A 13,443-nucleotide genomic window follows, 5' to 3' on the forward strand; every position below is an offset into this window, starting at 1 on the left:
TTTTGCCTGCCTTTATTTAAACTGTTTGAGGAAACGCAAATCGTTTTCGAAGAATGCGCGCAAATCTGTCACGCCATAGCGCAGCATGGTAAGACGCTCCATCCCCATACCAAATGCAAAGCCGGAGTAAACTTCCGGGTCAATGCCAACATTGCGCAGCACGTTCGGGTGCACCATACCGCAGCCCAGAACTTCCAGCCATTTGCCGTTTTTACCCATCACATCCACTTCCGCAGAAGGTTCAGTGAACGGGAAATAAGACGGACGGAAACGGATCTGCAGATCCTCCTCAAAGAAGTTACGCAGGAAGTCGTGCAACGTACCTTTCAGGTTGGTGAAGCTGATGTTTTTGTCAACAATCAGCCCTTCCATCTGATGGAACATCGGCGTATGCGTCTGATCGTAATCGTTACGATAGACGCGGCCTGGCGCGATAATGCGGATCGGCGGCTGCTGGTTTTCCATGGTACGGATCTGCACGCCAGAAGTCTGGGTGCGCAGCAGGCGGGTCGCATCGAACCAGAAAGTGTCGTGGTCAGCACGCGCCGGGTGATGGCCCGGAATGTTCAGGGCGTCGAAGTTGTGGTAATCGTCTTCGATTTCCGGACCTGTCGCGACGGTAAAGCCGAGCTCACCGAAGAAACTTTCAATGCGGTCAATAGTACGGGTAACCGGATGCAGCCCCCCATTTTCGATACGGCGACCTGGCAGAGAAACATCGATGGTTTCAGCCGCCAGACGCGCGTTCAGCGCTGCGTTTTCAAGATCGGTTTTACGGGCATTCAGCGCCTGCTGAACCTGCTCCTTCGCTTCATTGATCACGGCCCCGGCAGCCGGGCGCTCTTCCGGCGGCAGCTCACGCAGGGTGGTCATTTGAAGGGTCAGGTGCCCTTTCTTACCCAGATATTCGACGCGAACATTGTCCAGCGCGGCGACATCCTGGGCATCGTTAATGGCTGCCTTTGCACCGGCAACCAGCTCTGCGAGATGTGACATGGTTTTCCTCGTTATATGACGATATTTACACGCGGCAGATACAAAAAAAGCCTCCACAAGGGAGGCTTTCTGGCGCTGTTTTCCGTTTCTTCTTTCACGCGCTAGCCTCCTGGAGTCAGGTGCTAAAGTAAAAAAAGAAGCGGAAAATAGCAGCATTCATGCTTGCGTTACCTTAACCGGGTAAGTGAGCTGTGATGACTTATTGAAAGCGTATCACGGCGAAATGTCAATGCATTGATAATGTTAAAGCAAAAGAGGGAGCCAGGCTCCCTCTCTTAAACTGGCTTACGCCAGAGCTGCTTTCGCTTTTTCAACCAGGGCAGTGAATGCCACTTTGTCGAATACGGCGATGTCAGCCAGGATCTTACGGTCGATTTCAACAGAGGCTTTTTTCAGGCCATTGATGAATTTGCTGTAAGAAATACCGTTCTGACGTGCTGCTGCGTTGATACGTGCAATCCACAGTTGACGGAACTGACGCTTTTTCTGACGACGGTCACGATAAGCGTACTGACCAGCTTTGATAACAGCCTGGAAGGCAACACGGTAAACGCGAGAACGCGCGCCGTAGTAACCTTTAGCTTGTTTCAAAATTTTCTTATGACGTGCACGTGCAATCACACCACGTTTTACGCGAGCCATGGCTCTCTCCTGTATCTATATTCTAATTAAAAAGTTAAAGGTTAACGACTTATGCGTACGGCAGGCACGCGATTACCAGGCCCAGATCGCCTTTGGAAACCATGGCTTTCGGACGCAGGTGACGTTTACGCTTGGTAGCTTTTTTGGTCAGAATATGACGCAGGTTAGCGTGCTTGTGTTTAAAACCACCTTTACCGGTTTTTTTAAAACGCTTCGCAGCACCGCGTACGGTTTTGATTTTTGGCATTTTTTAACTTCCACTTCGCATTGTTAATAAACGAAACATAGGCGAACTAAACCCGCAGGCTTGTGGCCCACAGGTTTAATTACTTGATGGCCTTACTGTTTCTTCTTAGGAGCAAGCACCATAATCATCTGGCGGCCTTCGATCTTCGTAGGGAAGGATTCGACCACTGCCAGTTCATTCAGATCGTCTTTCACGCGATTAAGCACTTCCATACCGATCTGTTGGTGGGCCATCTCACGACCGCGGAAACGCAGCGTAATCTTGGCCTTATCGCCCTCTTCGAGAAAGCGAATCAGGCTGCGGAGTTTTACCTGATAGTCGCCTTCATCTGTACCAGGTCGGAATTTAATTTCCTTAACCTGAATAACTTTTTGCTTCTTCTTCTGTTCCTTTGAAGATTTGCTCTTTTCATAGAGGAACTTGCCGTAATCCATTATACGGCAAACTGGCGGCTCGGCGTTAGGGCTGATTTCAACTAAATCTACCCCGGCTTCTTCAGCTTTTTCCAGAGCTTCTCTCAGACTCACAATACCAAGCTGCTCGCCTTCCAGACCTGTTAAGCGAACTTCCAGAGCACGAATCTCGCCATTGATACGATTGGGACGCGCCGTTTGAACTCGTTTTCCGCCTTTAATACTTTATTCCTCCAGTTGTTGAAGACTGCGGCTGCGAATCTCTTGTTGCAGCTTCTCGATAACTTCATTTACGTCAAGGCTACCCAAGTCTTTACCACGACGGGTACGCACGGCAACTTTACCGGCTTCAACCTCTTTATCCCCACAAACCAGCATATAAGGGACGCGACGTAAAGTGTGCTCGCGGATTTTAAAGCCAATCTTCTCGTTTCTCAAGTCTGCTTTTACACGAATGCCCGCATTTTGCAGTTTACGCGTCAGTTCGTTAACGTACTCAGCCTGAGAATCGGTGATGTTCATCACGACGACTTGCACTGGAGCAAGCCATGTCGGGAAGAAACCGGCAAACTCCTCAGTCAGGATGCCAATAAAGCGCTCCAGTGAACCAAGAATTGCACGGTGAATCATAACCGGCACCTGACGTTCGTTGTTTTCGCCAACATAGGAGGCGCTCAGACGAGACGGCAGAGAGAAGTCGAGCTGTACTGTTCCGCACTGCCATGCACGATCGAGGCAGTCATACAGTGTAAATTCAATTTTCGGGCCGTAGAAAGCGCCTTCACCCAGTTGGAATTCAAACGGGATGTTGTTTTCTTCCAGCGCAACCGCCAGATCCGCTTCCGCACGATCCCACATTTCGTCGCTACCAATACGTTTGTCAGGACGCGTTGACAGTTTGACGACGATTTTCTCGAAACCAAAAGTGCTGTACATATCATAGACTAAACGGATGCACGCGTTCACTTCATCGCGAACCTGCTCTTCCGTACAGAAGATATGCGCATCGTCCTGCGTAAAGCCGCGAACACGCATCAGCCCATGCAGCGCACCTGATGGCTCGTTACGATGACAGCTACCGAACTCCGCCATACGCAGCGGCAGATCGCGGTAGGATTTCAGACCCTGATTAAAGATCTGCACGTGTCCCGGGCAGTTCATCGGCTTAATGCAGTACTCACGGTTCTCGGAAGAGGTCGTAAACATTGCATCTTTATAGTTGTCCCAGTGCCCGGTTTTTTCCCACAGCACGCGGTCCATCATGAACGGGCCTTTCACTTCCTGATACTGGTACTCTTTCAGCTTGGAGCGTACAAACGTTTCCAGCTCACGGAAGATAGTCCAGCCATCGTTATGCCAGAAGACCATACCCGGCGCTTCTTCCTGCATATGATACAGGTCGAGCTGTTTACCGATTTTACGGTGGTCGCGTTTGGCGGCCTCTTCCAGACGTTGCAGATAAGCATTCAGTGCTTTTTTATCTGCCCACGCGGTACCGTAAATACGCTGCAGCATTTTGTTGTTGCTGTCACCGCGCCAGTAAGCGCCCGCAATTTTCATCAGTTTAAAGTGATGGCAAAAACGCATATTCGGCACATGCGGACCGCGACACATGTCGATGTATTCCTGATGATGATACAAGCCCGGCTTGTCATCATGCGCGATATTCTCATCAAGGATGGAGACTTTGTAGCTTTCGCCGCGTTTAACAAACGTCTCGCGGGCTTCATGCCAGCTTACTTTTTTCTTGATGACATCGTAGTTGCTCTCGGCGAGCTCGTGCATACGTTTTTCGAGCGCGTCGATATCTTCCTGGGTCAACGTATGGTCAAGGTCAATGTCATAGTAAAAACCATTGTCGATAACCGGACCAATAGCCATTTTGGTGGTTGGCCAGAGCTGTTTAATAGCATGACCTAACAGGTGCGCGCAGGAGTGACGGATAATTTCCAGACCTTCTTCATCTTTCGCGGTGATGATGGCAAGGTTTGCGTCACTCTCGATCACATCAGAAGCATCGACCAGTTCGCCGTTTACACGGCCAGCAATACAGGCTTTCGCCAGTCCCGGACCGATATCCAGCGCGACATCCATTGGGCTTACAGCATGGTCATAATGGCGTTGGCTGCCATCAGGAAGCGTAATTACAGGCATTTCATTTCCTTATTTGCAGTGGTGCCCCACACGAAAGAGCACATACAAAATTAAATAATATATTTATATCAGCACGTTAAATGTGGTTCTTTGCTTCACTCTGCAAATTGTGCACCTCTGGATGTACAAAAATCCGACAGGCGCCCGCATTCACGGGTTGATAACGCCACCCAATAGTACACGGCATCGGCGTGACATAAAAGCGTGAACAGAATCATAATCCTGGTCTTCGGGACATTGTTTAGCGCAGTGTTACCCGACGTTTTCGACGGGCTTTATTTGTAAGTTATCCGCGACAGAGAAGATTACATATTTACAACAATGACAATTCCAGGTGAAATTGCAGTGTGTTGCTGTGAATTCTGGCAATCAGAATGAAAAGGAATTTTAAAAATCGTTTATGTAATCTGAGGTTTATCTGATTTTAAGGCGCTATCCCAACTGGCTGCTAAAGCGTCAGCTATGGGTGGCTATCATCAACGCCTAACTAACTGATAAAGAATGGAAATAATATATCCGGTTATTGTTATCGCGCTGGTCGCGATCATTATATTTTCGTTTTATAAGCACTACAGCATGAAGTCGTCCAGGAACCTTCCCGGCCGGCATAAAAAGCGCCATTAATCAAAACTCACTCAAAAAGGCACGTGTTCAGCGTGCCTTTTTCTGATCAACTCAAGCCTGATAACCTAAGGCGCGGATCACCTCTTCCATCGCTTCCTGAGTCAGCGCTGAACGTTTAATCTTTTGGTTTGCCAGCATGGTTCTGACAAGGCCCGCAATCACGATATGTTTGGGCTCCTGCCCGAGGTCACGCATTTCCAGCACCACCTTGCCAACCACCCGGCACATTTCCTCATATAACACGTCGTCTTTTGCCTTCCCCATTACGCCTCCGTTTAGCGTCATTTTTATTAGTCAATTTACGTTTGCAGGTGTATCTAATAAAGAAACTAATACGTATAGCATTTCTCCGCATTTAGCATAGGGTGTGAGATGTTCTTTGTAACGTATAACGTTTCACGCTTCTTTCCCTTCCGCTGCGTGCGGATTTCACGCCGGAAGGGCATTTTTTTGCTCAGCGTTAACATCCCCCTGAAAATTTGCGTTAAAGGTAATCAGCAAGCCTGCCGATTAATGATTCATTAGCGATCTGAATGAATCAACCACGGTAATGCAAGCGATCAACTACAACGAAATGACGGGGCTGAATCTGTCCATCAGATCCGCCACAGCATCGACGCTTCAGGAATCGATTGAGCGGTTGTCATCGGGCTCACGGATCAATAGCGCCCGGGATGATGCGGCGGGGCAAGCTATTAGCAACCGCATGCGCGCCAGCGTTAACGCCGACCATGTCGTCTCCCGCGGTCTGGATGACGCCATCAGTATGGCGCAAACTGCCGATGGCAGTCTTAGCACGGTTAGCGAGTTATTGATCCGTGCCAAAAGTCTGGCCATCCAGGCCGGAAACGGCACCTTATCTGAGGGCGATCGTCAGAGCATTCATAACGAATATCAAAGTATTCTGGAGAACATCCAGTCAATTTCTGAAGGTACGGAGATCTTCGGTCGCTATCCGCTGGCAACCGATACTCCGGAACTGCCGCCGGAGTTGATTGGCAACGTCCCGCCGTTAAGCGTTAAATTCCCTGCTCAGGGCGTCAATTACACTTTCAGTTCCGGCATTGTATCGCTGGCCTATATCCCGGCGGGTTCGAAAAACATCGCAATTACTATTGATTCATTGGGGCTGGATGATGACATTCAGTTATTCACCCGCGATGGCAAGCATCTGGCAGGAACGCCAATCAACGGCACCACTGCGGACTACACCTGGAAAAGTCGTAGCATCACCAGCTCAGCTAAAGCCACCAGCAAGGTACTGACGGAAGCGAATGGTTTTCAGCATGGCGCAACCTATGATGACACCATGCTGATCGAAGGCGGCGCGTCATGGGCACTCAACGGCAGCGAAACCCTCGCGTATAACGGCATGACGATCAGCTACAGTGGCGACGGTGACCGTTATGAACCGGGTAAAGCTTTCAACGATGGCAGCAACGGTTCGAACAGGCTTGAACGCCTGAAAATCGACAATGTAACGGAAGATCTGGTAGTGATGGTGGTAGGCAGTGGTTCATTCACAAGTAACCTGACCTGGGGTGATTTGCCAGAGCCCACCCTCACCCCAGCGGAACCACCGAAACAAAGCCGGCCCTGGGAAGTGGTGACCAGCGCCAGCTATGGCGACGAAGTACAAGCTACGACCATGCCAACCACACCTTCGGACGTGAAATCACTGGGACTCACCAACACCGAGTTGCGCTCAACGGCAACGGCCAGTATCGCCATGGGGGCGCTCGACAAAGCGCTGGATAAAGTCAGCAGCTACCGCGCGCAATATGGTGCGTTTATTAACCGCTTCGAATCCAATAAATCCGTACTCGCGCAGCAACGTATTGCCACACAGGCAGCGAAAAGCCGTATTGAAGATGCCGATTACGCGATGGAAGCCAGTAAACTGGTGAAAGCGCAAATATTGCAACAAGGACAGGATGCGGTATTAAAAGTGGCTAACCAGTCGATGGAAAATATTCTTTCGCTTCTGCGAAGTTAGCTCATAAAAAATGTTAAATAATCAACCATTCATTATTCACATCAGTTTTCGTCAGGAACCTATCAGGTTTATCTAACACGCTTTACAGTTCGATTATTAACACAAAAAAACCGGTACAGCGTTATCCGGTTTTTCAAAGCTAATGAATTAACTCAGAATGTAATTAATTCCACTCACCCGCAACCAGTGTATGGGCGTCGAATGCAGCGGCATTGGTGTTATGTTCAGTCTGCGCAACAGGCACCATGTTGGAACCCGCTTCAATGTTAGTGATGTTCGTGTTGTTCTGGCTCGCAGTCGTGGTAACAGAATCCGCGGCGAAGACACCAAAGGAGAGTGCAGACAGCACGACAGCCGCGGCAGCAGTATTGATTTTTTTCATGATGAATTTCTCTTTCTTGAATAAACACATGACTGTTTGGGTGTGTTTTTTACCCGTGCAATCAGTGTAGATCTGGATCACACTTTTGCACAGTCAATTTATTTATCCATTCGTGTCAAATAAACTGAATATGTTTCATTTTAATTAATTATGAAGAAATTAAGGAGGGAGAATATTTACTTAAATAAAATTCAATAAACGCTGCGGAAAATAGCACGAATGAACAAATTAAAACAAGGGGCCGGTATTTCCGGCCCACTCAATTACATTTTATAGCCTAACGTTACCGTGGTTCTGCGATCGGTATGATCCGGCGCAGTTGACGGCGGCTGGGAGTTCCAGGTCAGGTTATAAGCGACTTTCAGCGCGAAATGCTCGTTGATAGCCACGTTCAGCGCCGTCTCGGAGTTCACCGTGGTATCGTCCGCGCCAAATACGGAAACGCCTTGGGTGAATTTCGTGTTGTCGCTAATTTGCCACGCATAGGTACCGGATGCATAACCCAGTGCTGTGGTTTTGGTGTCGCCATCGGTGTACTTGTCGTAACGCACACCCGGACCAAATTCAAAGCGCAGGCTGTGTACCGGGCCGTTCAGGATCTGGCGACCATAACCGGCAGTAAACACATCACGATCGCGGTAACCATTGTAGCGGTCAGTCAACCAGCTCGCCTGGCCAAACAGATAATCGTAATCCGTCAGGTTATAACGGCTACGACCACCTACAGCGTATTTTTCAGACGAACGTTCATCATTTGCCGAGGTGTTGCTGGCATTTCCCCACAGAGACCAGGCCGTTCTGCTACCGTACCAGGTCAAGGTGGAGTCGGCAGTCAAAGAAGAACTCTTTGTGTTGCCGGACTGAGCAAGATAGCCACCGTTCACGCTACCTTCGAACGGTTTTTTTGCAGTTGCAGGGTCATCCATGACAGTAAAAACGGTGTCACTGGCGACAGCATTCATCGACGCAAGCACGCCCGCAGCCATAAACAGTGCGGGTACTGTCTTCAAAAGCTTCATTTATTTAGAGTCCGTACAGCAAAAAAAGAGACCAACACGGTCCCGGAATCTTTCATAAGGATCAACGACCAACGGTCCAAAGAAAGGTAACAAATTATAAAAAGGCCAGTTAAACATATCAATGAAATCTTATTTGATTTTTTGAATAAGAGAGATCTCAAAAAAGAGCATTTGGTTATTAATCCTCACCGTTCCCAAACTTAATTTCAGCCTGCAAATCATACTGTTATTTACTTTCCCTTCTGCGCAATCAGTGCCAGGCTTAAAACAACCAGATAAAAAGGAGGTCATGATGGTTCCGGTATATACGCTGACGTTAGCGCCCTCTCTGGATAGCGCAACGCTCACGCCACAAATTTATCCTGAAGGTAAGCTCCGTTGCAGCGCCCCGGTCTTTGAACCCGGCGGCGGCGGCATTAATGTTGCCCGCGCCATTGCACACCTGGGTGGCCGTGCCACCGCGCTGTTCCCGGCAGGCGGTGCAACCGGCGAACACCTCACCGCACTGCTGGCCGATGAAAACGTGCCCACTGTTGTCGTAGAAGCGAAAGACTGGACGCGGCAAAATTTGCACGTTCACGTCGAGTCCAGCGGTGAGCAGTATCGCTTCGTGATGCCCGGTGCTGCCTTGAGTGAAAGTGAATTTCGCCAACTGGAAGAGAAAGTGCTCACCATCGAATCGGGCGCCATTCTGGTGATCAGCGGCAGTCTGCCACCGGGGATCCAGGTTGAGAACCTCACACAGTTGATCAAAGCGGCCCAACACCAAGGTATCCGCTGCATTGTTGATAGTTCGGGAGAGGCGCTCGCCGCTGCCCTGTCAATTGGTCATATTGAACTGGTAAAACCGAATCAGAAAGAGCTCAGTGCGTTGGTCGGCCGGGAACTCACTCAACCCGATGACGTACGTATTGCCGCTCAGGAGATTGTGAACAGCGGCAAAGCGCTACGTGTTGTGGTGTCGCTTGGGCCACAAGGGGCGCTGGCCGTCGACGCCAACCAATGCGTGCAGGTGGTGCCGCCTCCGATGAAAAGCCAAAGCACCGTCGGTGCTGGTGACAGCATGGTCGGCGCTATGACTTTAAAGCTGGCGCAAAACGCTCCGCTCGACGATATGGTGCGCTTCGGTGTTGCCGCCGGTAGCGCCGCCACCATTAATCAGGGCACGCGTTTGTGCGCGCTACACGATACGCAAAAAATTTACGACTATCTGTGTAATCGCTGACAAAGCGCCCTCTTCCTTATGGGAGAGGGCTTGCTAACTGCACAGCGGCAGTCGACAAATCGCCTTCGCCGACTATGCTAAAAAAACTTTCAGGATAACAATGAGGTGAAATATGAGCAGTGATGGCATCACCCGCTACGTCGTAACGGTCAAATTTCACGAACAGACCCTGACGGAAATCAACGAACTCAACAACCACTTTACACGTGCGGGTTTTCTCCTCACCATGACCGATGAAGAAGGAAAAGTGCACGACCTCGGTATGAACACCTTCGGGCTTATCAGCGCACTCAGTGAGCAGGAGGTTAACGCGCTGGCAAACGGACTGGCGGTAAGCGCAGTGGGGAACGAGGCCGACATCACCGTTTATACCTGGGAAACCTGGCAAAAAGACGAACCATAAGCGCATGGCGGCTACGTTCGTTGCTCAGGTGTGCGTTACATCGTATCTTTTTTAAGCTTTAGTGCGCTAACCTTATGATCCGGCTGATTACATGGGAGAAACATCATGTGGCAAGCGATAAGTCGTCTGTTAAGCGAGCAACTGGGCGAAAGTGAGATTGAGCAGCGCGACGAGCTGCCGGGTGGTGAGATCCATGCTGCGTGGCACCTGCGTTATGCCGGGCGCGATCTCTTCGTAAAGTGCGACGAACGTGAACTGTTACCCATTTTTACCGCCGAGGCGGACCAGCTCGCGTTGCTGGCTCGCAGCAACACGGTGCGGGTTCCGGATGTGCTGGCGGTGGGAAGCGATCGCGACTACAGCTTTCTGGTAATGGAGTATCTCCCTGCCCGCCCACTGGATGCACACAACGCTTTCCTGCTGGGCCAGCAACTGGCGCGTCTGCATCAATGGAGCGACCAGCCGCAGTTCGGCCTCGACTTCGATAACGATCTCTCCACGACTCCGCAACCCAATGCCTGGCAACGTCGCTGGTCAACTTTTTTTGCCGAGCAACGCATTGGCTGGCAACTGGAGCTGGCAGCGGAAAAAGGTCTCGAGTTTGGCAATATTGACGCCATTGTTGAACATGTTCAGCAGCGTTTATCGTCACATCAACCGCAACCTTCCCTGCTTCATGGCGATTTATGGTCAGCGAATTGCGCACTCGGCCCGGATGGTCCCTATATCTACGATCCGGCATGCTACTGGGGCGACAGGGAGTGCGATCTGGCCATGCTGCCGCTGCATCCGGATCAGCCGCCGCAAATCTACGACGGTTATCAGTCGGTTTCTCCCCTGCCGAATGACTTTCTTGACCGCCAGCCAATCTACCAGCTCTACACTCTGTTCAACCGGGCGATTCTGTTCGGGGGCGAGCATCTGCTGAATGCGCAAAAAGCGCTGGATCGCGTATTAGCCGCATAACGCAGATTAACGATACACAGGCCCGGTAAGCGCGGTTGCGCGCCGGGCGCGTCACATCACAAAAAACCAAGCAGCTTAAAGAAGAAGTAACCCGCGACAATGATAATCACCGGCAGCACATACAGCGGAAAAATCTGGAGCAGAATGGTGTGATGCGGTACGACAATGCGCGCTTCAAGCTGCGCACGGGACAACCCTTCCTCACCTTTGGCATTCTCAAGGATCGCCTGATCCTCTAAACCTTCACGCAGAAAACGCACCTGACGACTCATGCGCGCTCCCGAGGCTTGCAATGCCAGCCCCACAAAGATCAACACAAAGATTATCCAGAACAGGATATTGAGGCTTTGGTGGAAGTCCGGCGTCGGCGAGTTGTACCAAAACAGGTTAAGAAACGGCGTATTAAAACGCATCATTTCAATCATCACATGGGCGAAATCAAGCATCACCGCGTTGATACCGGCCTGCTTTTCGCTGTGGTCGTACATAAATTTCAGTACGGAAATAATCGTTGAAATGACGGCTGGAATGAAAATCACCCAACCCAGAACGCGTTTCAGTATGGCGATGCGTCCAGCTTGTTGATACGTCATGGATTCCCCTTGTGAGTGACGCACTGTTTGCGCCTAAGTCTACCTGCTGAGAATCATTTTCGCCTGATCTTTAAAGGCGGTATGATGCCTCTTTGTACATAATCCGTACTTTCTCCGGATAAACCGCGCTAAAAGAGAGGTGTTATGTCTGACCCGCATCAAATTCTTGCTGCCATTTTTGATATGGATGGATTACTTATCGACTCAGAGCCACTCTGGGATCGCGCTGAACTGGATGTCATAGCAAGCCTTGGGGTCGATATCACCCGGCGCAGCGAATTACCTGACACGCTGGGTTTACGCATCGATATGGTCGTCGAACTCTGGTATGCACAGCAACCCTGGAATGGTCCGAATCGCCAGGAGGTCACCGATCGCATTATCCAACGGGCGATCTCTTTGGTGGAAGCAGAGCGGCCTCTGCTTGCCGGCGCGCGCGACGCCGTTGCCTTGTGCAAAGCCAACGGCCTGATGGTGGGCCTGGCGTCCGCCTCGCCATTGCACATGCTCGAAAAAGTCCTGGACCTGTTCGACTTGCGGGAGCATTTCGATGCGCTCGCCTCCGCAGAGAAGCTGCCCTATAGCAAGCCGCATCCACAAGTTTATCTGGATTGCGCCGCCAAACTGGGCGTCAACCCGCTCTGCTGCGTTGCACTGGAAGACTCTGTCAACGGAATGATCGCCAGTAAAGCGGCGCGTATGCGCTCAATTGTCGTGCCAGACGCCGAACATCGGGACGATCCGCGCTATGTGCTGGCGAATGTCAAACTCAGCAGTCTCACGCAACTTACGCTTGCTGATCTGGTAGGTTAAGGCCGTCGGGGCAGTAATTTTGCTGTCCCGATATTATTTTTGAAACATCATTTCATTTTGTTTGTATTTTCTTCACCACCCTTCTATTCTGATCTCCAGACGCTGTGCCCTCTCACTACCATAATTTCGCCGGAGAACTCATGATACTGGATGCCTTTAAACTTGCGGGTAAAGTGGCCATTGTGACCGGGTGCGACACCGGTCTGGGTCAGGGGATAACATTAGGGCTGGCGGAAGCCGGATGTGACATCGTCGGCGTGAACCGTAAAATCCCACATGACACTGCGCAGCAGGTGCAGGCGCTGGGTCGTCGCTTTCTGGCAATACAGGCGGACTTGCGCCACCAGCAAGCCCTTGAGGAAATTGTCACCGAGACGGTCGCGAAAATGGGACGTGTCGATATTCTGGTCAATAATGCCGGGACGATCCGCCGCTGCGACGCCCTCGACTTCAGCGAGAAAGACTGGGATGAGGTGATGGATCTGAACCTGAAAACGGTGTTCTTTCTCTCGCAGGCCGTTGCACGGCAATTTATCGCGCAAGGCAATGGCGGCAAAATCATAAATATCGCTTCGATGCTCTCTTTCCAGGGCGGGATACGCGTGCCCTCTTATACCGCGTCCAAAAGCGGCGTGATGGGCTTAACCCGCCTGCTGGCCAACGAGTGGGCGCCGCACAACATCAATGTCAACGCCATCGCTCCGGGTTATATGGCGACCAATAACACCCAGCAACTGCGGGAAGACGCAGAGCGCAACCAGGAGATCCTTGAGCGCATCCCTGCCGGACGCTGGGGTGAGCCCGCCGATTTGCAAGGAGCCGCGGTATTTCTCGCCTCCCGCGCTGCCGAATACATCAACGGTTACACCCTTGCCGTGGATGGTGGCTGGCTGGCCCGTTAAATTTGAACGGATTGTGACAAAGGGTTACACCGTCACCTCTTCCGCCTACTGTACAAACATCCTATACT

At 50.8% G+C, this 13,443-nt stretch carries 16 protein-coding genes and 1 other annotated feature; of the genes, 6 read left to right on the forward strand and 10 right to left on the reverse strand.

Annotated features, from left to right (window positions below; all coding sequences use genetic code 11):
* Positions 1-12 precede the first annotated feature (12 nt).
* The 7 genes from pheS to fumD all read right to left on the reverse strand — a co-directional run bounded on the left by pheS (position 13) and on the right by fumD (position 5,340).
* Entirely contained in the window at positions 13-996 is a 984-nt protein-coding gene (pheS, locus tag ABGA49_RS02385; RefSeq protein ID WP_061495084.1) for a phenylalanine--tRNA ligase subunit alpha, read from the reverse strand.
* Positions 997-1,036: 40 nt separating this feature from the next.
* Positions 1,037-1,161, reverse strand: a sequence feature (Phe leader region).
* Complete coding sequence (pheM, locus tag ABGA49_RS02390) at positions 1,112-1,156, reverse strand: pheST operon leader peptide PheM (RefSeq protein WP_001386830.1); 45 nt, start codon at positions 1,154-1,156, stop codon at positions 1,112-1,114. (Overlaps the previous feature by 45 nt.)
* A 120-nt stretch (positions 1,162-1,281) precedes the next feature.
* Positions 1,282-1,638, reverse strand: a complete 357-nt coding sequence (rplT, locus tag ABGA49_RS02395) for a 50S ribosomal protein L20 (RefSeq protein WP_013366084.1) — start codon at positions 1,636-1,638, stop codon at positions 1,282-1,284.
* Between the two features lie 49 nt (positions 1,639-1,687).
* On the reverse strand, positions 1,688-1,885 hold the full coding sequence (gene rpmI, locus ABGA49_RS02400) for a 50S ribosomal protein L35 (protein ID WP_001124225.1): 198 nt from the start codon (positions 1,883-1,885) through the stop codon (positions 1,688-1,690).
* A gap of 92 nt (positions 1,886-1,977) precedes the next feature.
* On the reverse strand, positions 1,978-2,520 hold the full coding sequence (gene infC / locus ABGA49_RS02405; RefSeq protein WP_071532057.1) for a translation initiation factor IF-3: 543 nt from the start codon (positions 2,518-2,520) through the stop codon (positions 1,978-1,980).
* 3 nt (positions 2,521-2,523) lie between these two features.
* A complete protein-coding gene (thrS, locus tag ABGA49_RS02410) occupies positions 2,524-4,452 on the reverse strand; it encodes a threonine--tRNA ligase (RefSeq protein ID WP_088236906.1) in 1,929 nt (642 codons plus the stop codon).
* 675 nt (positions 4,453-5,127) lie between these two features.
* Positions 5,128-5,340 carry a fumarate hydratase FumD gene (gene fumD, locus ABGA49_RS02415; RefSeq protein ID WP_061495080.1) on the reverse strand — a complete coding sequence of 71 codons (213 nt, stop codon included), beginning with the start codon at positions 5,338-5,340 and terminating at the stop codon, positions 5,128-5,130.
* 286 nt (positions 5,341-5,626) lie between these two features.
* Between fumD and ABGA49_RS02420 the strand changes: the two genes are divergently transcribed.
* Positions 5,627-7,072 (forward strand): flagellin, encoded by a 1,446-nt coding sequence (locus ABGA49_RS02420; protein ID WP_088236907.1) that lies wholly within the window; start codon positions 5,627-5,629, stop codon positions 7,070-7,072.
* A gap of 163 nt (positions 7,073-7,235) precedes the next feature.
* On the opposite strand, the gene ABGA49_RS02425 is transcribed toward ABGA49_RS02420, so the two are convergent.
* Together ABGA49_RS02425 and ABGA49_RS02430 are read right to left on the reverse strand one after the other, a co-directional pair.
* Positions 7,236-7,454 carry a hypothetical protein gene (locus ABGA49_RS02425; RefSeq protein ID WP_088236929.1) on the reverse strand — a complete coding sequence of 73 codons (219 nt, stop codon included), beginning with the start codon at positions 7,452-7,454 and terminating at the stop codon, positions 7,236-7,238.
* Positions 7,455-7,717: 263 nt separating this feature from the next.
* Positions 7,718-8,473 carry a YdiY family protein gene (locus tag ABGA49_RS02430; protein WP_061495076.1) on the reverse strand — a complete coding sequence of 252 codons (756 nt, stop codon included), beginning with the start codon at positions 8,471-8,473 and terminating at the stop codon, positions 7,718-7,720.
* A 292-nt stretch (positions 8,474-8,765) separates the two neighbouring features.
* Between ABGA49_RS02430 and pfkB the strand changes: the two genes are divergently transcribed.
* From pfkB to ABGA49_RS02445, 3 genes are all read left to right on the forward strand, one after another.
* Positions 8,766-9,698 (forward strand): 6-phosphofructokinase II, encoded by a 933-nt coding sequence (gene pfkB, locus ABGA49_RS02435; protein ID WP_061495075.1) that lies wholly within the window; start codon positions 8,766-8,768, stop codon positions 9,696-9,698.
* A 112-nt stretch (positions 9,699-9,810) separates the two neighbouring features.
* The gene (gene ghoS, locus ABGA49_RS02440) at positions 9,811-10,101 is read left to right on the forward strand and encodes a type V toxin-antitoxin system endoribonuclease antitoxin GhoS (protein WP_347665083.1); all 291 of its coding nucleotides are present in this window, start codon (positions 9,811-9,813) and stop codon (positions 10,099-10,101) included.
* A gap of 105 nt (positions 10,102-10,206) precedes the next feature.
* On the forward strand, positions 10,207-11,067 hold the full coding sequence (locus ABGA49_RS02445; protein WP_061495072.1) for a fructosamine kinase family protein: 861 nt from the start codon (positions 10,207-10,209) through the stop codon (positions 11,065-11,067).
* 56 nt (positions 11,068-11,123) lie between these two features.
* Here ABGA49_RS02445 and ABGA49_RS02450 read toward each other — a convergent pair whose 3' ends face one another.
* Positions 11,124-11,660 (reverse strand): YniB family protein, encoded by a 537-nt coding sequence (locus ABGA49_RS02450; protein WP_061495070.1) that lies wholly within the window; start codon positions 11,658-11,660, stop codon positions 11,124-11,126.
* Between the two features lie 144 nt (positions 11,661-11,804).
* Here ABGA49_RS02450 and hxpB point away from each other — a divergent pair, with 144 nt between their 5' ends.
* Both hxpB and kduD read left to right on the forward strand, forming a co-directional pair.
* Entirely contained in the window at positions 11,805-12,473 is a 669-nt protein-coding gene (gene hxpB, locus ABGA49_RS02455; protein WP_088236909.1) for a hexitol phosphatase HxpB, read from the forward strand.
* Positions 12,474-12,613: 140 nt separating this feature from the next.
* Positions 12,614-13,375, forward strand: coding sequence for a 2-dehydro-3-deoxy-D-gluconate 5-dehydrogenase KduD (gene kduD, locus ABGA49_RS02460; protein WP_347665084.1), 762 nt, complete (start codon positions 12,614-12,616; stop codon positions 13,373-13,375).
* The last annotated feature ends 68 nt before the right edge of the window (positions 13,376-13,443 follow it).

The sequence above is a fragment of the Kosakonia sp. WA-90 genome (genome assembly GCF_039871955.1).
In the GTDB taxonomy this organism is placed as follows: Bacteria; Pseudomonadota; Gammaproteobacteria; order Enterobacterales; family Enterobacteriaceae; genus Kosakonia; species Kosakonia oryzendophytica.

Coding starts and splice junctions, on each gene's coding strand:
- ABGA49_RS02445 (WP_061495072.1), top strand. CDS start 10,207: ATGTGGCAAGCGATAAGTCGTCTGTTAAGCGAGCAACTGGGCGAAAGT.
- thrS (WP_088236906.1), bottom strand. CDS start 4,452: ATGCCTGTAATTACGCTTCCTGATGGCAGCCAACGCCATTATGACCAT.
- ghoS (WP_347665083.1), top strand. CDS start 9,811: ATGAGCAGTGATGGCATCACCCGCTACGTCGTAACGGTCAAATTTCAC.
- ABGA49_RS02420 (WP_088236907.1), top strand. CDS start 5,627: ATGCAAGCGATCAACTACAACGAAATGACGGGGCTGAATCTGTCCATC.
- kduD (WP_347665084.1), top strand. CDS start 12,614: ATGATACTGGATGCCTTTAAACTTGCGGGTAAAGTGGCCATTGTGACC.
- pheS (WP_061495084.1), bottom strand. CDS start 996: ATGTCACATCTCGCAGAGCTGGTTGCCGGTGCAAAGGCAGCCATTAAC.
- pfkB (WP_061495075.1), top strand. CDS start 8,766: ATGGTTCCGGTATATACGCTGACGTTAGCGCCCTCTCTGGATAGCGCA.
- rpmI (WP_001124225.1), bottom strand. CDS start 1,885: ATGCCAAAAATCAAAACCGTACGCGGTGCTGCGAAGCGTTTTAAAAAA.
- fumD (WP_061495080.1), bottom strand. CDS start 5,340: ATGGGGAAGGCAAAAGACGACGTGTTATATGAGGAAATGTGCCGGGTG.
- hxpB (WP_088236909.1), top strand. CDS start 11,805: ATGTCTGACCCGCATCAAATTCTTGCTGCCATTTTTGATATGGATGGA.
- rplT (WP_013366084.1), bottom strand. CDS start 1,638: ATGGCTCGCGTAAAACGTGGTGTGATTGCACGTGCACGTCATAAGAAA.
- ABGA49_RS02425 (WP_088236929.1), bottom strand. CDS start 7,454: ATGAAAAAAATCAATACTGCTGCCGCGGCTGTCGTGCTGTCTGCACTC.
- ABGA49_RS02450 (WP_061495070.1), bottom strand. CDS start 11,660: ATGACGTATCAACAAGCTGGACGCATCGCCATACTGAAACGCGTTCTG.
- ABGA49_RS02430 (WP_061495076.1), bottom strand. CDS start 8,473: ATGAAGCTTTTGAAGACAGTACCCGCACTGTTTATGGCTGCGGGCGTG.